The 18,000-nt window shown below is 41.7% G+C and carries 21 protein-coding genes, 1 tRNA gene and 2 pseudogenes; 10 read left to right on the forward strand and 14 right to left on the reverse strand.

Translation table 11 applies throughout. The annotated features are described in order from the left end of the window. Positions 1-485: 485 nt before the first annotated feature. Positions 486-842, reverse strand: a pseudogene (locus tag R2Q26_RS12715) (SCO family protein); the annotation flags it as partial. A 469-nt stretch (positions 843-1,311) separates the two neighbouring features. Between R2Q26_RS12715 and R2Q26_RS12720 the strand changes: the two are divergent. Continuing rightward, positions 1,312-3,042: a PQQ-dependent sugar dehydrogenase gene (locus R2Q26_RS12720; protein ID WP_317536625.1), complete on the forward strand. Its 1,731-nt coding sequence runs from the start codon at positions 1,312-1,314 to the stop codon at positions 3,040-3,042. Between the two features lie 112 nt (positions 3,043-3,154). On the opposite strand, the gene R2Q26_RS12725 is transcribed toward R2Q26_RS12720, so the two are convergent. Then, positions 3,155-3,544, reverse strand: coding sequence for a hypothetical protein (locus R2Q26_RS12725; RefSeq protein ID WP_317536626.1), 390 nt, complete (start codon positions 3,542-3,544; stop codon positions 3,155-3,157). Positions 3,545-4,235: 691 nt separating this feature from the next. Between R2Q26_RS12725 and R2Q26_RS12730 the strand changes: the two genes are divergently transcribed. Both R2Q26_RS12730 and R2Q26_RS12735 read left to right on the forward strand, forming a co-directional pair. Beyond that, a complete protein-coding gene (locus R2Q26_RS12730; RefSeq protein WP_317536627.1) occupies positions 4,236-4,640 on the forward strand; it encodes a hypothetical protein in 405 nt (134 codons plus the stop codon). Then, positions 4,637-4,885 (forward strand): hypothetical protein, encoded by a 249-nt coding sequence (locus R2Q26_RS12735; RefSeq protein ID WP_317536628.1) that lies wholly within the window; start codon positions 4,637-4,639, stop codon positions 4,883-4,885. The genes R2Q26_RS12730 and R2Q26_RS12735 overlap by 4 nt, the downstream gene beginning before the upstream one ends. A 138-nt stretch (positions 4,886-5,023) precedes the next feature. Here R2Q26_RS12735 and R2Q26_RS12740 read toward each other — a convergent pair. Next, positions 5,024-5,158, reverse strand: a pseudogene (locus tag R2Q26_RS12740) (IS481 family transposase); the annotation flags it as partial. Positions 5,159-5,228: 70 nt separating this feature from the next. On the opposite strand from R2Q26_RS12740, the gene R2Q26_RS12745 reads away from it, so the two are divergent. Continuing rightward, positions 5,229-5,447, forward strand: a complete 219-nt coding sequence (locus R2Q26_RS12745; protein ID WP_317536629.1) for a hypothetical protein — start codon at positions 5,229-5,231, stop codon at positions 5,445-5,447. Between the two features lie 123 nt (positions 5,448-5,570). On the opposite strand, the gene R2Q26_RS12750 is transcribed toward R2Q26_RS12745, so the two are convergent. From R2Q26_RS12750 to R2Q26_RS12800, 11 genes are all read right to left on the reverse strand, one after another. Next, complete coding sequence (locus R2Q26_RS12750) at positions 5,571-5,771, reverse strand: hypothetical protein (protein WP_317536630.1); 201 nt, start codon at positions 5,769-5,771, stop codon at positions 5,571-5,573. Continuing rightward, positions 5,771-5,992, reverse strand: coding sequence for a hypothetical protein (locus tag R2Q26_RS12755; RefSeq protein ID WP_317536631.1), 222 nt, complete (start codon positions 5,990-5,992; stop codon positions 5,771-5,773). Before R2Q26_RS12755 ends, R2Q26_RS12750 begins: the two co-directional genes overlap by 1 nt. 2 nt (positions 5,993-5,994) lie before the next feature. Next, positions 5,995-6,171 carry a hypothetical protein gene (locus tag R2Q26_RS12760; protein ID WP_317536632.1) on the reverse strand — a complete coding sequence of 59 codons (177 nt, stop codon included), beginning with the start codon at positions 6,169-6,171 and terminating at the stop codon, positions 5,995-5,997. Continuing rightward, positions 6,137-6,433, reverse strand: coding sequence for a hypothetical protein (locus R2Q26_RS12765; RefSeq protein ID WP_317536633.1), 297 nt, complete (start codon positions 6,431-6,433; stop codon positions 6,137-6,139). The genes R2Q26_RS12760 and R2Q26_RS12765 overlap by 35 nt, the downstream gene beginning before the upstream one ends. 3 nt (positions 6,434-6,436) lie before the next feature. Next, positions 6,437-6,793 (reverse strand): hypothetical protein, encoded by a 357-nt coding sequence (locus R2Q26_RS12770; protein ID WP_317536634.1) that lies wholly within the window; start codon positions 6,791-6,793, stop codon positions 6,437-6,439. After that, the gene (locus tag R2Q26_RS12775) at positions 6,781-8,316 is read right to left on the reverse strand and encodes a DUF3987 domain-containing protein (protein WP_317536635.1); all 1,536 of its coding nucleotides are present in this window, start codon (positions 8,314-8,316) and stop codon (positions 6,781-6,783) included. The genes R2Q26_RS12770 and R2Q26_RS12775 overlap by 13 nt, the downstream gene beginning before the upstream one ends. After that, positions 8,306-8,779 carry a hypothetical protein gene (locus R2Q26_RS12780; protein WP_317536636.1) on the reverse strand — a complete coding sequence of 158 codons (474 nt, stop codon included), beginning with the start codon at positions 8,777-8,779 and terminating at the stop codon, positions 8,306-8,308. Before R2Q26_RS12780 ends, R2Q26_RS12775 begins: the two co-directional genes overlap by 11 nt. Positions 8,780-8,796: 17 nt before the next feature. Next, complete coding sequence (locus R2Q26_RS12785) at positions 8,797-9,033, reverse strand: helix-turn-helix transcriptional regulator (RefSeq protein ID WP_317536637.1); 237 nt, start codon at positions 9,031-9,033, stop codon at positions 8,797-8,799. A gap of 84 nt (positions 9,034-9,117) precedes the next feature. Beyond that, positions 9,118-9,873 (reverse strand): hypothetical protein, encoded by a 756-nt coding sequence (locus R2Q26_RS12790; RefSeq protein WP_317536638.1) that lies wholly within the window; start codon positions 9,871-9,873, stop codon positions 9,118-9,120. A 12-nt stretch (positions 9,874-9,885) separates the two neighbouring features. Beyond that, entirely contained in the window at positions 9,886-11,070 is a 1,185-nt protein-coding gene (locus R2Q26_RS12795) for a tyrosine-type recombinase/integrase (protein WP_317536639.1), read from the reverse strand. Between the two features lie 164 nt (positions 11,071-11,234). Further along, positions 11,235-11,321 (reverse strand) — tRNA-Leu (locus R2Q26_RS12800). Positions 11,322-11,640: 319 nt separating this feature from the next. Here R2Q26_RS12800 and queA point away from each other — a divergent pair. From queA to R2Q26_RS12830, 6 genes are all read left to right on the forward strand, one after another. After that, on the forward strand, positions 11,641-12,675 hold the full coding sequence (queA, locus tag R2Q26_RS12805) for a tRNA preQ1(34) S-adenosylmethionine ribosyltransferase-isomerase QueA (protein WP_317536640.1): 1,035 nt from the start codon (positions 11,641-11,643) through the stop codon (positions 12,673-12,675). Next, positions 12,672-13,763 (forward strand): tRNA guanosine(34) transglycosylase Tgt, encoded by a 1,092-nt coding sequence (tgt, locus tag R2Q26_RS12810; protein ID WP_317536641.1) that lies wholly within the window; start codon positions 12,672-12,674, stop codon positions 13,761-13,763. Before queA ends, tgt begins: the two co-directional genes overlap by 4 nt. Before the next feature lie 38 nt (positions 13,764-13,801). Continuing rightward, positions 13,802-14,260, forward strand: a complete 459-nt coding sequence (gene yajC, locus R2Q26_RS12815) for a preprotein translocase subunit YajC (RefSeq protein WP_317536642.1) — start codon at positions 13,802-13,804, stop codon at positions 14,258-14,260. Positions 14,261-14,330: 70 nt separating this feature from the next. Then, entirely contained in the window at positions 14,331-16,175 is a 1,845-nt protein-coding gene (secD, locus tag R2Q26_RS12820) for a protein translocase subunit SecD (protein ID WP_090572127.1), read from the forward strand. 84 nt (positions 16,176-16,259) lie between these two features. Further along, positions 16,260-17,192 (forward strand): protein translocase subunit SecF, encoded by a 933-nt coding sequence (gene secF, locus R2Q26_RS12825; protein WP_317536643.1) that lies wholly within the window; start codon positions 16,260-16,262, stop codon positions 17,190-17,192. A gap of 434 nt (positions 17,193-17,626) precedes the next feature. Continuing rightward, positions 17,627-18,000, forward strand: a 374-nt coding sequence (locus R2Q26_RS12830) for a helix-turn-helix domain-containing protein (protein WP_317536644.1), incomplete at its 3' end; no start/stop codon positions are given.

Here is an 18,000-nt window from a genome sequence, read left to right on the forward strand (position 1 = left end):
TTTTACTGAACAAAATTGGCGAAAAATTATATCTATCTTTTTTAATTTAAATATGGAAATTTATTGTGCTCAAGAAATAATAATTGTCATTATTTTTATGAATTAAATTTATGCAAAAATTCTCATTAGATTAATTCCTTTGCAAATATATACACTTATGAGCTACTTAGAATATAAGCAGCAATATCATCAAAGCTATGACAAAACTCATAGATTTAAAATTTAATTAGCAAATTGTTAAATGATCATGATGATGATTATAAAGATGTCAAATTAATATTTAATAAACAGATAGATAATGTGAATTATTGTGTGAAGATTTAAGAATCTGTTTTGAAAAAACAAATGAAATAATCGCTAGATCGGTTTTATGTGCACTACTTAATCAAAGTGATAAAAGTTAAGCGTGATTGAAAATTCATGAGTAAAGATTATAAGCAATAACAAAAGAAGCAAATTTGAGTAATGCAAGTTTTATTTTGTTGTTATATCCCGCGCTCAGTAACAAGCTTGCTAAAGTGGCTCATCAATTCATCGACACTCAGAAAACCCTCAATTCGACTCCACTGAGCATCAGGATGTGCTCTGAGGAAAGTGTAGGTCAGGTGATTCATTTTATTGGAACCTAGATAAAGGGCACCAAAAGCCTTCATCAAGCTGCGAGTAGCTTCATTATTACCAGTAAGGAAAATCCAGTTTTTCCCCGCATTATAACGTTTAGCATAATCTGATAGCTGTTGCAAACTATCGTATTCCGGATCAATGGAAATAGAAATAAGCAGATAGTCTTTGCTAATTTCGCTTAATCGATTTTGTGCTTTAGAAAATGTGGCGCTCAGAACCGGACAGGTAGTTGAACTTCAGTTTTTTGCTGCGTGATTTGAGCTTAATCAACAGATTGCTTTTCCATAAAAAGCCGATATCGCCATTCTAGCCACCGAGATTCTGACTTCCTTTTCAAAGCAACCAGAAGCACTAGGAATGGATACCGAATGCAATCTAAACTCGTTTTAGAAAATTGCTTAGAAGCGGGTAAGAGCCATACCCAAACAAAACGATGAAGCATTACCTGAAGCGCAAAAAGGCAAGAAATTGATCCCAACCAAAGGAAAAATTTGGAATAAAATTTTTTATCCCAGATTTTCGATTAGATCAGAGAACTTTCAATGGTGAAAGAATGAGAATGAATTTGACAGGCAAATCGAAAGTTTTTGAGGCGATCTGCAAGCCTTGCATCTAGATTAGATACTGCATTGCCAGAGCTAAATTTTGAATGTTTGTGACTCTCTGAGGAATATAGGGGGGTTCAATATGAAATTTTATTACTCGATTCTGTCTTTACTACTACTGATACTCATTTCCGCCAAATGGACAGAGATTAACACCAGCCCAGCGACATTGGGAGAGCTAGCGACTTCAACATCAGAACAACGCATTGATGATCCAATTCCGGCGCCAATTCAAAGAGGATCAATCCGGTTGAGACTGAAACAGATAGCAAGTGGCTTAACTGCGCCAAATTGGGCAATCCCTGCTCCAAATGATCCTGAGCATTTGTATGTTAGTGATCAGGACGGAAAGTTGTGGCGCATCAACCTCACTACCAACAACAAAGAAGTTTTCCTGGATTTTTCCGACCTGTTGGTACCTTTGGGGGCTTTTGGTAGCAATTCATTTGATGAGCGCGGCTTTCTCGGTTTTGCCTTTCATCCTCGGTTCGTTGAAAATGGCTTGCTGTACACCTATACTTCGGAGTCAGCGGGAGAAGAAAGCGATTTTTCCACAATCCCTCCAGGTGCTAGCCCCAATCACCGCTCGGTAATCAGGGAATGGCGGCTAACCCCCAGCAATTCGAATCAAGTCCAGGATAGTGTGGAGGAGATGCGAGTGTTGCTAACTGTGGATCAACCCCAATTCAATCACAATGCTGGCGCGCTTAATTTTGGTTCAGATGGCATGTTATATATTGCTTTCGGAGATGGTGGCGGTGCCGATGATCGTGATGGCCAGGATTTTGGTGGCGTTCCGATGATTGGGCACGGCCCCAATGGCAATGGCCAGAATACCAGCAATCCTCTCGGTAAATTACTGCGAATTGATCCAACAGGAAGTAATTCCAAGAATGGGCAATATGGTATCCCGAATGATAATCCTTTTGTTGGTTCAAATACAGCACTCAATGAGATTTATGCTTACGGTTTTCGTAACCCATTCCGCTTTTCCTTTGACCCCGAAACGAATTTGCTTGTACTTGCCGATGTAGGGCAAAACAATATTGAAGAGGTTGATCTAATTCAAGCAGGTGGAAATTATGGCTGGGGGTTAAAAGAAGGAAGCTTCCGTTTTGAGCCCAACGGTAACGAACCAGGGTTTGTGACCGATGGTCAGATTGCAGGTGATTTCATCGATCCGGTCATTCAGTATGATCACGACGAAGGCACCGCAGTCATTGGTGGTTTTATTTATCGTGGAAAAACTATCCCTGCTTTACAAGGAATGTATCTGTTTGGAGATGTCGCCAAGACTGGTAATGGCGATGGCAGGATATTTTATTCTGATGGCAGCAGCATCCTAGAATTGGATCTGACCGAGCAAGCACAACCTGGTTTCTGGGTACTGGGTTTCGGACAGGATGCCGATAGAGAGCTTTATGTACTCGGCAACACGACCGGTATTCCGTTTGAAACAACTGGTGCAGTCTATAAACTGGTACCTAATGCCAGTTTTGATTCTGCCGTTCTTGAGATACCTGCAGTAGATGCCATTCTCAATAACAACAATAGAGGTACTTTCCGAGCTCGTTTGCAGCTTGTCCAGGATAGCCAGCCACTACGCTTCGAACTAATTCAAGCTGAACAACTGGCTGATTGTTTCCGGGGAGACAATGCTAACTTTAACCAGACTACTGGTAAGCTGTCGATTCCGTTTGTCGATATCCGTAACGCCAACGGTAATATATCCACCTTTGCGGCCCAGTTGCAATTAGTCCCTAACCTGCCAGTGCTGACTTTTGAATTAAAACAAGCTGAGCTGGTGCGGTAAACTAGCAGGAACAAATGTCATTGCTGATGCTTGTTGGTGCGGCAGTACCCCTCAAAAAACACGTTAAAAGGGATTTATTTAAATAGCAAACATTAACTATTTAATAACCCTATTAAAATAATTTTTCTAAGTTAAATTGAGAGCCACTCGGATATATGCACACATGAGAAATGCCATTAACGCACGAATTTATAGTTGCTGTTGACGGGCCATTGTCATTGAAATTAATAGTTACTTTGAGATTTATATCAGAAGAACTTACGTCAGGAACGCTTCTTAGAGAAACGCTGTCACCTCTCCGAGTACCAATCATTGGCTCCCAAGGAGTATTAGGAACAGGGTCAACTATGATCACAATCATTTTATTATCTACTTCATGCACTGTGGCATAGCCTGAAATAAAGCCACTAACGATAACTGAATAAATGCCATCATACGGACCTGCTGCATACACTGTGTTCGATAGAGCAAAATGCAGTAATAACGCAATTATTTTTTTCATTCTAACAGTCAGTCCTATTTAATTAGGACTTTCGATAATCAAAGAAATCATGAAAATTGCATAATCAATACAGTATAACAACCCTTCTATCATGAATCATAGCGTTATTCAGTGGAAAAATTTTTAGAAATAATTGTAGGACTTCATAGTAACTGTTTCAGCATTTCTCTATGTTTCTACATCGCTAACTTTAATTCCTTCATACTGCTTGTATACATGCCATGTTTTAGTTAGCGCATTCTGGCTTGAATGCGCTTTACCATTAATGGTTTTTGCTCCGGTTGATCATTTTCACGGCTGCCAATTCTTGATTAGGGTCCGGACCCTAGACTTTCTTATGCTTTTTTTAAATACGGCGGCTACCTGAATTTTTCTTTCTTATAGTCGCTATAAATTTATCCGTAAGAATTTCCGTAAATAACCCGTAAATCACAATGGAAATATAGGAAATTATAGGATCAAATTGGAAGATAGATGGATTAATAAGCGGCTTGATAACACTGCAGAATAAGGTGTCTCAGGCTATTTGGGAGTGTTTGAACGGGAGGGGTAACCTAAAAGCATCAAAATATCATTGATATGTAATGATATTTATTTTTAGGTTTTTAAAAATACCGCCAAAAATACCGTCAAATTTTTTTACTGGCCATTAAATAAGCATTCTTTAACCCTTAAAAAAGGAGAATGCAAAATGGAAAACATCACAGCAACCCCCACCCGCAATACATCAAAAATAGCCGTAATAATTCGTGATAATGTCGGGTCCTTCATACCAGAAGGAGTTTTGTTCGATGGTGAATTAATAGCTCACGCATCAAGCCTGGCAGTATCTGAAATGGTTGGTAAAGCGCTAGGGTCATGCAAAGAGGCTCGCTGGCAAGAGTTGAATCTATACCGTACAAAGTCAGGTAAGTTCGTTTGCCAGCGCATTTACCGTACACAGCGACAAGGTGAACAGGATGTACATGAGGGTGAAGTCTGCGAAGATCGAAGCGAGGTGATTAAATTCTTTGGCGATGGTTGGCTTGCTAAAGAACTGTTTGAAGATGCTGGCATTGATGCATCTATCGACGTGAATAAAGGGGGTGCATTATGAACACAACACCAGCAAATGAATCAACCGATAGGCCATTAACATACGAAGATATAAAAATAGCTTTCCAAGAAGTAGGATTATTCGTTAGCCGCACCACCACGCTTGTTAATACAGCTCTCGAGCTTTCAGAACAGAAAGGGTTGCCTTACGAACTTATGGCGGAAACAATGAATGTATTAAATGAATTTTCTAGGGAAGTTAATGCGTATGAAGTCAAAATTCTAAAAACCATAAAGCAACTTTAAACAACAAAGCCCGCCAGGTTGTTGAAGGTCTAGCGGGTTCTTCCTGACATTGCGCCAGTAGGGAGGAGTTAATCTATTACTTGTACTAGTTCAGACCAGATCGTACAGTTACCGAATTGACTGGGTATCTGTGTCAGATTAGATTTGGTTCAAGTTTTTGCTATTCCAAATCTCTTTCCCACTGAGCAAAATATCCATGGAAGTTCTCCCATTACAGATTTTACCCTGATGAGTTCTTTCATTATTGTAATAATCGATCCAACTGTCCAGCTCTTAAGATAACTGGTTTTAACGGAAAGACTGTTTTATACTTAATTCAGTCTTTCCTAATTAAAAATAACAGATGCTTATCCCTAGTTCTCTAGCCACTTGTCAACTTAGAGTATTAAAAATATATGCCGATGCCGGTTTTGATTTGTCATCAGCACTAGATAGATCAATAAAAATAATTGATGCTGCTATAGTTCTTCTTAACGAAGATGTGAATGCTGCATTAGAGCAAGCAGAAGAAATGGCAAGAAGCGATGCCAAGAAATATCCTCCTAAACAAATATTAATGTAATAGTTAAGATTTGTTCTGACGTATTCAAAAATAGAATGAAATAAGCACTGACAGATTAGGAATCAATTATTTAAGCTGTAATATGTAATATCAAGTTTGAGCTACTACATATTACTTCAGCTTTCATGCTGCGATTGCGCGACGAATTTCAAGTATTGTTCCTCGATCGTTATCAAACGGGAAGCCATGCTCTTTTTCATACTCGGCTTTGGCTTCTGCCAATGTCTGCCCTCTGCTAACAAAATGGATTAACGGAGGTTTCATTTCTTCCAGGTCAGAAATACGCTGTTCTAATGCATCTAGCCTTGATTCAATATTCTTCATTAGTGTACCTCTCTGTTTTTACCCTCTCGGCTTGCGTCAACTGTCACAATTCGGATTATTGTCCCGTCAGCCGGGTAATCATAGCCATGCTGTTGCTTGAACTCGGTTCTAGCTTCTTCAGCAGTCTTAGGCGCAAAAATAACCAATGCTGGTATCGGTTTTTTTAGGCTATCAACATGCTGTTCTAATGCATCTAGCCTTGATTTAAGATTATTGCTCATCGTTAGTTAGGCAGATAATCCGCCAATTGCTCAAGCGCCTTCGCTATATCATCCGGTCTTTCTGGTTCCGGTTTGCCTTGATCTTGAGCAAACATACAGGCCGATGCGTGAAAGAAATCAATTAATGGGTTTAACTTCTGCTGTTCAAGTCGTGCGATTCTTTGTTCTAAATTCTTCACTTGCTTTCTCCAATTTTTCAATACGCTGTTCCAATTCAGTATCACGAATCTGGTTAGAGATTGCCGTTAGCATGTAGATCAATCGCGTGCCTTCCTGACTTGGCAATTTCAACCGTCTAACTTCTTCGTAAACCTTCGCCATTTCCCGCCGCACCTCTCGAAGCGTACCCAGTCGCAGCCGTGGAAGCTTTGGGGGAGGGCAAGCAGGCATCACTTGCCCTTCAATCACTTGGGCAGGTTTATCTTTGCCAGAATGTTTCATTTTTCACCGTCGTTCATCCGTTACAGTGTAACTCTGCTCAAACTCGCCATGGGCATGTCTCAGAAAATACTCAAGCGCATGTGGATCGGACTTGCACTTATCAATCACCAAGCAATGATCGCTTTCAGGCTCGCCAATCCGATATAACCAGGTGCGGATTTTTTCAATATCACTTTCGCTGGGCGAACTAGGCGAATTTGATTTTAAAGGTATGGTGGGCGAAAGGGGCGAATTGGGCGAATACGTAGTATTTAAGCCATTCTCGCTTGTGCGAATCGCTGGGCGAATGCGGCGAATTTCGCCCTTTTCCGTGGGAGAATAGCTCAAAATGTCAGCTAGAAGGTCTGTTACTTCTGACATTGAGCCGCCCTCCATACGTTGCGCGATACCTGCATAGCGCCGTTAGGTAGTACATCAATAACACGTTCGATTCGCCCTTGTTCCTGAAGTATCGAAACGGCGACATCCCGCTTATGACTTGATCTCAAATGTTTTGGTGTCCGTTTAAGCATTGCCGTTTCGCTGGCTTGTCTCTCAGTTTGTTTTAATAACCAAGCATGAAGATCATTCGCCCAGGTGTGGTGTTCTATATCTTCGCGTTTGCCAAATATCCCTAGCCATGTGTCAAGGTTGTAAGTAAATAGGGCAACCGCATTTTTAATATCACCATCAGTCACCAGAAAATCAGTAACGCCTTTCGGATGATTTCTAAAAGCAGCTAACACCCCAGCAACCCTACAAATCTGTTCAGCCCCGCGCACACAAAAAACCTTCAGGTGATTCAATTTGCTTCCTGGGTCTCTCGACTGCTCTAGTTTTTCAAAGGATTCAATTAAAAGTTTTTGCGCAGCTTCTGACAGCTTGATCACATTCTTTTTATCTAACGGTATCGAGTGACGCTCATTTAAAAGCGCGTCGCAATACTCCCAAAACGATTTCACAGCCTCGCTTTCGGCGGGGTTGAATGGTTTGTACTTTCTTGGCTTCATGGGTTCAGGCCATGCCACAAGAAAGCGAGGCCAAAACCCAATAGTGCTAGCAGAATCATCATTAAGCGATTCACGCGCCGCACTCGGTTGAACCAACCAGTGACAGCAAAACCGCTTGCCGTATAACTGGATGCGCCCTTCGCCCTTTGTCACCTGAGAAATTGATCCACCATCCCATAAGCTGTTAAGCTCAGATCTTGTATTATTTTTTTGCTCTGCACTCATGCCCCAGCCTGACAGCATACTTGCGGCCTCAGCCGTGAACGATCCCTGACTGGACACGCCCTCTTTAAAGCTGCGGACAATCCCCTGAACCGTCGCGCTTTTCATCATCCGATACGGGGCTTTAGGTTGTGGCGTGTTCTCTTTCTCTCTTTTTGACAGACCAAGCCATTCTGCCATTTTCACTTCATAGTCCTTATGACTCTGAAAGTCTGCCTCTGAAATTCTCTTAAGCGCCACTTCATCGGCTGTGCTTTTTCCATCACCAGAATCACTTAAGGTCAAGGCATAAATCGACAAAGGCTTGACCCCGGTTAAGGTTTTCACGTCATACAAGTCTTGAGTTAAAAGCGATGCTGCCGTAAGTAATGATTGCCCCGCTGTCTCAACTGGTAACTGCATTTCATCTCGCATGTAACGGCAAACATTAGCCAACACGCCAAGAGCTTCAACTGGATAAACTGGTTGTTTGTATGTCTCAAGGGGTGAATTTTGCGCTTTTTCGCCCTTCTTCGCCCGCGTGTTTTTCAAGGATTTATGCGGGTTTTCGCCTGATTCGCCCCTTTCGCCCAGTACAGGTTTATTTTTGATTTCGCCTGCTGGTAGGTGCGGCTTTCCGTCATTATCAAAATATGCTTCAGATTGCACTTCAAGGCTTGGTCTATCTACCATGAGACCTCCTTGAGTAGCTCACTGCATCATTAATACGGATAACGGCCTTGGATAAATATTCTAGGTCTGCTTCTGGTAGCTTATCACCCTCGTTGAGTCGACGTGCGGCAATCAACAAAACAGCCGCATCGAACGCTAATGCCTCCAATATCTGCCACTCTTGAAAATATGCGCGTGTTTGCGGGTCATACTTTGCTTTGCTGGTATCGGGGTATAGGTCACAAACTCTTAAACCCATTCCGCCAACAATCTCATCAATGCTACAACCAGCAAAGCATTTCAAGAGAATTCGCCCGTCATCGCCAACATTGACCGCTAGGCTGCGGGATTTTCTGTCATTATGACCAGGGCAAAAAGCGAGCAACCCGCCGTTCTGCCGGCGGATCACGCCCTTTAGATGGGAGGTAATTTTTGATAGAATGTCGCTGCTGTGGTAAGCATTTTTGGATAAAGGAGCGTTCATAGTTTGGCGCTCCTTTTTTATTGATGCGCCGATTGGTTGAGCGCTTTACGTAGTTCACCTACATTCCAGCAAGTAGTGCGTGGCGATAGCTTTCGGGGTTTAGGAATTCGACCAGCCTTTACCCCCCGCCAAACGCTAGCCGATGAGCATGCAAACAATCCTCTTACGGTAGGTAATCTAACGCTCGCCGAATCAGGGAGTTGATCAAAATTTTGTAATGTTTCGGGGATATTTTCTCTGACTTTTTCTGACATTAGTACCACTCCTATGCAATTAAGTGATACTACTTTAAACGTTAAGCTATTGGTTTTAAACGGAAACAACACGAAGCAAAAATGCTAGTTGTTTCCATAGAGCTCTTTTGATTTAAATTTGTTGTAATCATCTAAAAGATTTCTAGCTTTATTTCTGATTCGTTCACTAACAATTCCAGCCAAATAATCTTTAACGGCTTTTTGTGCGGCATGTCTATTTTTGGACCCGCACAGCGTTTTTTGAATAACCTGGATCGCTGTTTTTCTCACCCTTTCTGAATAATATTTATTCCAAAAATCAAGCATAAGGCTTTCGAGTTCAGCTTCTGTCGAATCTCCTTTTGTGTGATTCGCGCGTGAATAAAACCCAATTTCAAATATAGATCCCACCAAATTATTGATGAATTCAAATAAGAATCCGTTGTAATATCCGTTTTTAATTGGCTCCAGCTTAACTTTTTTTACAGATTGTGCGGCATTGGCTAAAGATTCAATGCAATAATACAATTGATCGTTACTAATAGTATTGACACCATATTTTTCACTAACGATCTTGACACCATATTGATGGAACATGCTTATAGGCAAGCAATCCTTGTAACCTCTCGGCAATGACCTAACAGTTTCCAACAATTGCAAAGCTTGCTTCGTTAATTTATCTAATTCTTTTTTATACTTGTCGGCTGTTGTCTTTTTCCCCAACTCAAACAAATGTTTTTTATGGATTAACACATAAGCAGCCGCCTCGTGCACCAGATCATTAGGGTCAAGTCCGAACTCATCAGCAACCATCTGATTCCATCGCTCCCCATCTTTTGCTAAATCATCTAAAGTAACCATTGCCAGTCCTTTCTAAAACTTCGACTTAGTCAAATTATCCAAATAATCCGCCCACCATTGCATCATCTCACGACGCTTAGGTAGATGCTCAGCATGGTTATATGCAGCTGCTATCTTGTTTCGTTCTGCATGTGCTAATTGCCGTTCTATGGCTTCATGTGGCCAGCCATGTTCATGCAGTAACGTACTGGCCATGCTGCGGAAACCATGTCCGGTCATTTCGTCTTTTTCATAACCCATGCGCCTGAGTGCTGCATTGACGGTATTTTCTGACATTGGCCTGACGGTACTTTTTATACTTGGAAAGATATATTTCCCATTCCCTGTTAATGGTTGAATGGCTTCTAAAACCTCAATTGCTTGACGTGACAAAGGAATAATGTGCTGTTCTTTCATCTTCATTTTATGGCCGGGTATGCGCCATTCTTTCTTATCAAAATCGATTTCTATCCATTCTGCTTGGCGTAATTCGCCAGGGCGGACAAATACCAGCGGGGCAAGCTGTAACGCGCATTTAGTGGTATATGAACCAACAAAGCCATTGATTGAGCGTAGCAATGCACCAATAGCTTTAGGGTCGGTAATGCTGGCATGATGCTTTGCTTTGACTGGCGTTAATGCCCCCCTCAAATCGCCACTAGGATCACGTTCCGCGCGTCCGGTTTGTATGGCATATCGAAATACTCGGCCAACATATTCCCGTGTCCGTTGCGCTTTCTCGTGTGCCCCACGGCTTTCTATCTTGCGCAGCACAACCAGCAAATCAGGTGCGTTAATATCTTTGATTGGTCGATTACCTAGCCAAGGGAATATATCCGCTTCCAGGCATCGTTTTATGTTGGCTGTGGTTGACTCTGCCCAGGTAGTTGATTGCTTGGTATGCCATTCAAGCGCTATAGCCTGGAATGTGTTTTCCTGAGCATGTTTCTTGACCTGCTTATTGACAGCCTTCACCAGCGCCGGGTCAACATCCTTTGTCAGTAAATTCCGCGCTTCATCTCTTTTCTTACGTGCAACGGTAAGGGTAACAGTTGGATAAACACCGATAGCCAGCGTTTTGCGCTTGCTTGCATATCGATAGTCCATGCGCCAATACTTTCCGGCAGATTGCACCAGCAAATATAAGCCGCCACTGTCAGCCATTTTGTATGGCTTATCTTTTGGTTTAGCGTTACGTATCGCGGTATCTGTGAGCATTTGACGGTATCTCATATGACGGTATGTAAAAGTACCGTCAAAAATACCGTCATTTTGACGGTATGTCCAGATACGTTGTGATACTATAGGAAACTATCAATTCTGCTGATAGCTAGTAAATTCAAGGGATTTGATACGATGAGATACTACTTGAAACGCTTATTTGGTGCCGGGAGGGGGAATCGAACCCCCATGATGTCACCATCGCGGGATTTTGAGTCCCGTGCGTCTACCAATTCCGCCATCCCGGCAGTCCCTTACTTTATTTTTAATTTTATTTCGGGCAAGGCGCAATTATTACTGAAAATAGCAGGCACAGCAACATAGAGCTTGTGAAAAAATCATAGCACGTGATCAAAGAGCAAGGAAAACTGAATCTAATTACAAGATATATCAAGGAGATATATACTAAAAATAAGTAATACAACTCAACGCAAATATCTGAGCATGAAGTAGATTTTTTCACAAGCTATAGTTGCAGCAATTTTGACTAGAAGAGCAACATCCTCTGAGTACACATACCCAAGCAAAATGTGCGGATAGCTTGTGCACCCCTGTATAATAAGGGTGATGAAAATTCAGGATTTTGATTTTTTTCTACCCAGTGATTTAATTGCTCAGTTTCCGCCTCAGCATCGAGCAGATAGTCGCCTGCTTTATTTGGATAGCTCAAGTAACAAATTTCAAGATACTTTCTTCATTGATTTACCGACGTATCTGCGCGCTGGTGATGTTATTGTTTTTAACGATACTCGAGTGATCAAAGCGCGGCTATGGGGCATGAAGCAAACCGGTGGCAAAATAGAAGTGATGGTAGAACGAATACTCGATTCCCATCATGTCTTAGCAATGATACGTGCCAGTCATGCTCCCAAGATCGGATCGAATTTATTGCTGGAAAACAAAATTAATGCAGTTGTTCAAGGGCATGAACAAAATTTCTATATACTGCACTTCGTGCATGAGCTTCCGGTAATTGAGTTATTAGAGCAATATGGTAGCCTGCCATTGCCACCCTATATTGAGCGACAAGTTACACAGTTGGATGAAGATCGTTATCAGACGATTTTTGCAAAAAAAACTGGTGCAGTCGCTGCTCCTACCGCAGGTTTGCATTTTGATGAAGCAATGCTAGTAAAATTGCGTGAAATAGGTGTAGTAATCACCTATGTAACATTACATGTCGGTGCTGGAACATTTCAACCTGTACGAGCTGAAAATATTTTAGATCATCAAATGCATACAGAAATTTATCACATACCAGCAACAACGATCGATGCCATTCAGCAAGCAAAGCATATTGGTAATCGCGTGCTAGCAGTCGGCAGCACATCACTGCGTGCCTTGGAAGCTTGCGCTAACGCCAATGATGGTGAATTAAAGCCAGGGTATGGTGAAACCAACCTTTTTATTACACCCGGTTTTAACTTCCACATCGTTGATCGATTACTTACAAATTTTCATTTACCACGTTCCACCCTCCTTATGATGGTATCTGCTTTTGCGGGAATGGAAAATATCCGCCGCACTTATCAGCATGCCATTACCCAACGTTATCACTTCTTTAGCTATGGTGACGCCATGCTCATCGAAAGAAAAGTATGAAATTTGAGTTGCATCACGTTGATAGTGGCGCCCGACGGGGAACATTGACACTTACCCATGGTAAAGTAGAAACACCCGCTTTTATGCCGGTAGGAACATATGGGGCAGTAAAAACTGTATCACCGACAGAATTACAAGAAATTAATGCAAAAATAATATTAGGTAATACTTTTCATTTATGGTTGCGCCCCGGTTTAGACGTCATTGAAACACATGGAGGGCTCCATCGCTTCATGGGATGGAATGGCCCAATACTCACTGATTCAGGCGGCTTCCAGGTTTTTAGTCTCGGTAAACTGCGTAAAATCAGCGAACAAGGTGTGGCATTCCGCTCGCCGGTAAATGGCGATATGTGCTTCTTAACACCTGAAGAATCCATGCGTATTCAGCGTATACTTAACTCTGATATTGTCATGATCTTTGATGAATGCACTCCCTATCCAGTTGATATTTCAACTGCAAAAGCCTCCATGGAACTTAGTTTACGTTGGGCGGAACGATCAAAACGTGCACACGATGGCAATCCTAACGCACTTTTTGGTATTGTTCAGGGGGGAATGCATGAAAATTTGCGCGACCAGTCTCTCGCTGGCTTACAGCAGATTGGTTTTGATGGTTACGCTATTGGCGGCCTGTCTGTGGGTGAGCCTAAAGCAGACATGCAGCGTATACTCGCTCATATCGCACCACAATTGCCGCTTGATAAACCCAGATACTTGATGGGAGTGGGCACACCAGCAGATATCGTGCATGCGGTCGCACAAGGCATTGATATGTTTGACTGTGTCTTACCTACACGCAATGCACGCAATGGCTGGCTCTATACACGAAATGGCATTATCAAATTACGGAATAGTCGATATCGTCTGGACACTTCACCACCAGATGAACAATGCCCCTGCTATACCTGCCGTCATTTTACGCGCGCATACCTGCATCATTTACAACGAACTAATGAGATTCTTGGTGCACGTCTGAACACGCTGCATAACCTTTATTATTATCAGCAGCTCATGAGCGAAATTCGTACAGCAATTGAACTTGGCCAATTTGAACGATATGCACGAGAATTTCAGGCAGCGTGTTAAAATATAATTTTTAATCTTTTTCTTTGGGAGAAAATATCATGTTGATTAGTGAAGCCTTTGCTCAAGCTGCCAGTGGCGCTCAACCTGAACCAAATTTAATGAGTTTCCTGCCGCTAATTGGGATTCTTGTTATTTTTTATTTTTTATTGATTCGCCCACAATCTAAGCGCGCCAAAGAGCAAAAGCTAATGAGAGAAGGATTACAAAAAGGCGATGAAATTATTATTAGTGGAGGCGAATTAGGTCGTGTCATAAGTGTAGGAGAAAATTATATCACGATAGAAATAGCACCTAATGTTGAAATAGTCGTACTCAAAGCTGGCGTACAAACCTTATTGCCTAAAGGCACGCTAAAAAGTATTGATACAGGTAAAAGCAGTAAAGCGCTTAAAAACAATAAACCCCAAAAAGCAAGTGATACTCAAGAAAGTAGCGATGAGGGCACCAATGTTTCACCTGCTAGCGAATCACAAAAAGAGAGCAGCAATAAAAACTAAAAGATTCATTAAAAATTACACATTTGGTTAATTTACCCTCTTTTCCCTTTTTTATAATTCATTTGACACCATGAACCGCTACCCTCTCTGGAAAAATTTGATTATTGCGATCACGCTTCTTGTTGGGTTGCTTTATACCTTACCCAATTTTTATGGCGAATCACCCGCAATACAAATTTCACCACTACGAATCACAGCAGAGGCTGGATTACCACTATTACAGAAAGTAGAAAGTGCACTTAATAAGCATGGCCTAATTAGTGAGGGAATACTTACCGAGGGAAATAGTATCAAAATTCGTTTTGCTGATACGGATGTTCAAATTAAGGCAAGAGACATCCTGCAATCAGAGCTTGGCACCGATTACATTGTTGCGCTCAACCTTATTCCGAATTCTCCAGAATGGTTAAATAATATTGGCGCATTACCAATGTATCTAGGACTTGATTTACGCGGCGGAGTCCATTTCATGCTGCAGACTGATATGGATGGAGCATTATCCAAAGCGCTGGATCGCTATAGTACCGATATTCGCAGTACTTTGCGTGAACAGAAAATATCATCTGCCGGTCTTGATCGACAAGATTCACAACTCATCATCAAATTCAGAGATGAGCAATCACGTTCAAAATCCGAAACCGAACTTAAGAAAATATATTCTGATCTGGATTTGCGCACCCAGGATACAGAAAGAGATTTTCGTCTGCTAGTATCGATTAAGCCAGAAGCACAAGCACGTATGCAAAGTGCCACCATACAACAAAACATCTCTACATTACGTAATCGTGTTAATGAACTCGGTGTGGCAGAGCCTGTTATTCAGCAGGCTGGTATAGATCGTGTCATCGTGCAATTACCCGGCGTTCAGGATACTGCCAAAGCAAAAGATATTCTAGGGAGAACAGCTACTCTGGAAATCAGGATGGTAGATGATGAAAGCGACATCGAAGCGGCGCTAAGAGGACAAATTCCATTTGGTACCGAGCTCCTTACTGAACGTGGTGGCGGTGCACTACTGGTAAAAAAACAAATATTGTTAACTGGTGATCGTATTACAGACGCCCAACCTGGATTTGATAACGACAATCAACCAGCTGTTCACGTTACCCTTGACAGCAATGGTGCACGCATTTTCAAGCAGCTGACACGAAATAATGTCGGCAAGCGTATGGCAATTTTACTTGTTGAGAAAAATCAAGCAGAGGTTGTCACTGCACCCGTTATCCGGGAGGAAATCGGTGGTGGGCGCGTGCAGATAAGTGGTCGAATGAGTAGCGTGGAAGCTCGTGATGTTGCCCTATTGTTGCGGGCTGGCGCATTAGCTGCACCAATGGAGATCATTGAGGAGCGCACAGTAGGGCCTAGTTTAGGTGCTGACAATATCACCAGAGGGGTCAATTCGACGTTATTTGGCTTCCTGGCTGTGGCTATGTTCATCATGCTTTACTATAGAGCAATTGGTGTGATTTCTGTTCTTGCACTTGGGGCAAATCTTTTATTATTAGTCAGCCTTCTTTCCATTTTGCAAGCAACATTAACTCTTCCTGGAATGGCTGCAATTGCACTTACAGTTGGCATGGCGATTGATGCAAATGTTCTTATTAATGAACGTATTCGCGATGAGCTTCGTAATGGCTTAACGCCACAACTAGCTATCAATGCTGGCTACGAACGAGCGCTTGGGACTATTGTGGATTCAAATATCACAACACTGATTGCAGGAATCGGATTATTTGCTTTTGGTTCAGGTCCAGTTAAAGGATTTGCTGTAGTGCTGTGTTTGGGTATTCTAACTTCTGTGTTCACAGCTGTTACTGTTTCTCGAGCGATGGTCAACTTGATATACGGTGGTCATCGTAAATTGGAAAGAATTTCAATTGGCACCGTCTGGAAACCTAAAACAATTAAGCGTTAATGATAAATAATCGCATATTCGGTTTTACCTGTATCGGAAAATACGAAAGGCTGATCTGAAATAGCTAATCAGGATTCTTAAACTATGGAATTTTTTAAATTTGAACGTGATATCCCCTGTATGAGTTGGGGGAAATATACAACTACTATTTCATTGGTGACTTTTATTGTCGCAGTTTTTTTTATTGTCACAAAAGGATTGAATTTAGGGGTTGATTTTACCGGTGGAACTGTACTTGAAGTGAGTTACGCACAACCTGCCAATCTCGATAAAATTAGATCAGTCTTTGTTACGCTAGGGATACCTGATGCTTCAGTACAGAATTTTGGTACTTCTCGTGATGTATTGATTAGATTGCCTGTCAAGCATCAACTATCTAGTGCCAAATTATCAGAAACTGTAATAGCCTCTCTTAAAGAATTTGATGAATCTATAGTAATACGTCGAGTAGAATTTGTTGGCCCTCAAGTAGGCGATGAATTACTAGAGAATGGTGCATTAGCTTTACTGTTTGTATCACTTGGCATCGTGGCTTACCTGGCAGTACGCTTTGAATGGAAGTTTGGTGTTTCTGGTATTATTGCAAATTTGCATGATGTGATAATCATTTTGGGTTTTTTTGCTTACTTTCAATGGGAGTTCTCCCTTACAGTTCTTGCTGCAATTTTGGCTATCCTTGGTTACTCAGTAAATGAATCCGTTGTAGTATTTGATCGCATTCGCGAAAATTTTCGTAAAATGCGTAAGGCGCCCGTAGCACAAATTATTGATAATGCAATCACGCGAACAATGTCTCGCACCATTATTACTCACGGTAGTACCCAAGCAGTGGTTGTATCTATGCTTCTTTTTGGTGGTGAGACCTTGTATTATTTTGCATTAGCATTAACCATTGGCATCTTGTTTGGCATCTACTCTTCTGTACTCGTTGCAAGCCCAATTCTCATGTTACTAGGGGTCAAACGCGAGGATTTAGTAAAACCTGAGAAAAAACAACAGGAAGAGGCTCTACCATAGTCTTAGAGAATTGCGCCTATTGAATAAGGCAAGATGATCAGATTTGTACAATATCATTAATTGGGATGTTCAAACTGTTGGCGCCATTGGCTATCTAAGTTTCCTTATCATGATAGCGCTTGGATCGGGCTTTGCTACAGATCCAAGTACGGTTGCCTAGTCATGATTTCAGATTTAATTATCAAATTAAGCCAACTACTTCCTATTCGATATAGAAATATGTGATGCTCTGCAAAGGAACCAATGCAGAAAATGAAAAGTTTCTTTGTTCGCCATGGGTATATCTCTACTTTTATAGGATACCCTATTCCAATTGGGCGTTAATATACCTCCCTCTCTGCTAATCTCGCAAAAATGAATTTATCTATATTTGGTATTTATACTAGTGTTTAATTGCATTAATAGCATATATTATTTGATTTATACTAGGCATTATGCCTAGAAAAGCGATAGAAATCACTCTTACAGAAGAACAAAGAGACCGTCTGGAGAAAATCGTGCGAAGCCATAGTGCTGAGCGCAGGATGGTTGAGAGAGCCAGAATCATCTTGGCCTGCGCTGCAGGTAAGCAGAACCAAGTAGTTGCTGCAGAATGTGAATCCTCGGTATTGCGTGTCAGCAAATGGCGTAAACGGTATGCAGAGCATGGTATTGCTGGACTTGAAGATGAGTGGCGACCTGGCAAACCTGAAATATATGGAAAAACGTTTAGGGATAGGCTGTTATCCAAACTGGATACAGAACCGCCTGAAGGTTTGGCCAGATGGGATTGCCCAGCTTTGGCAAAGCAACTGGGGGCAAGTATTCA

It is taken from the genome of Nitrosomonas sp. Is37, from assembly GCF_033063275.1.
In the GTDB taxonomy this organism is placed as follows: Bacteria; Pseudomonadota; Gammaproteobacteria; order Burkholderiales; family Nitrosomonadaceae; genus Nitrosomonas.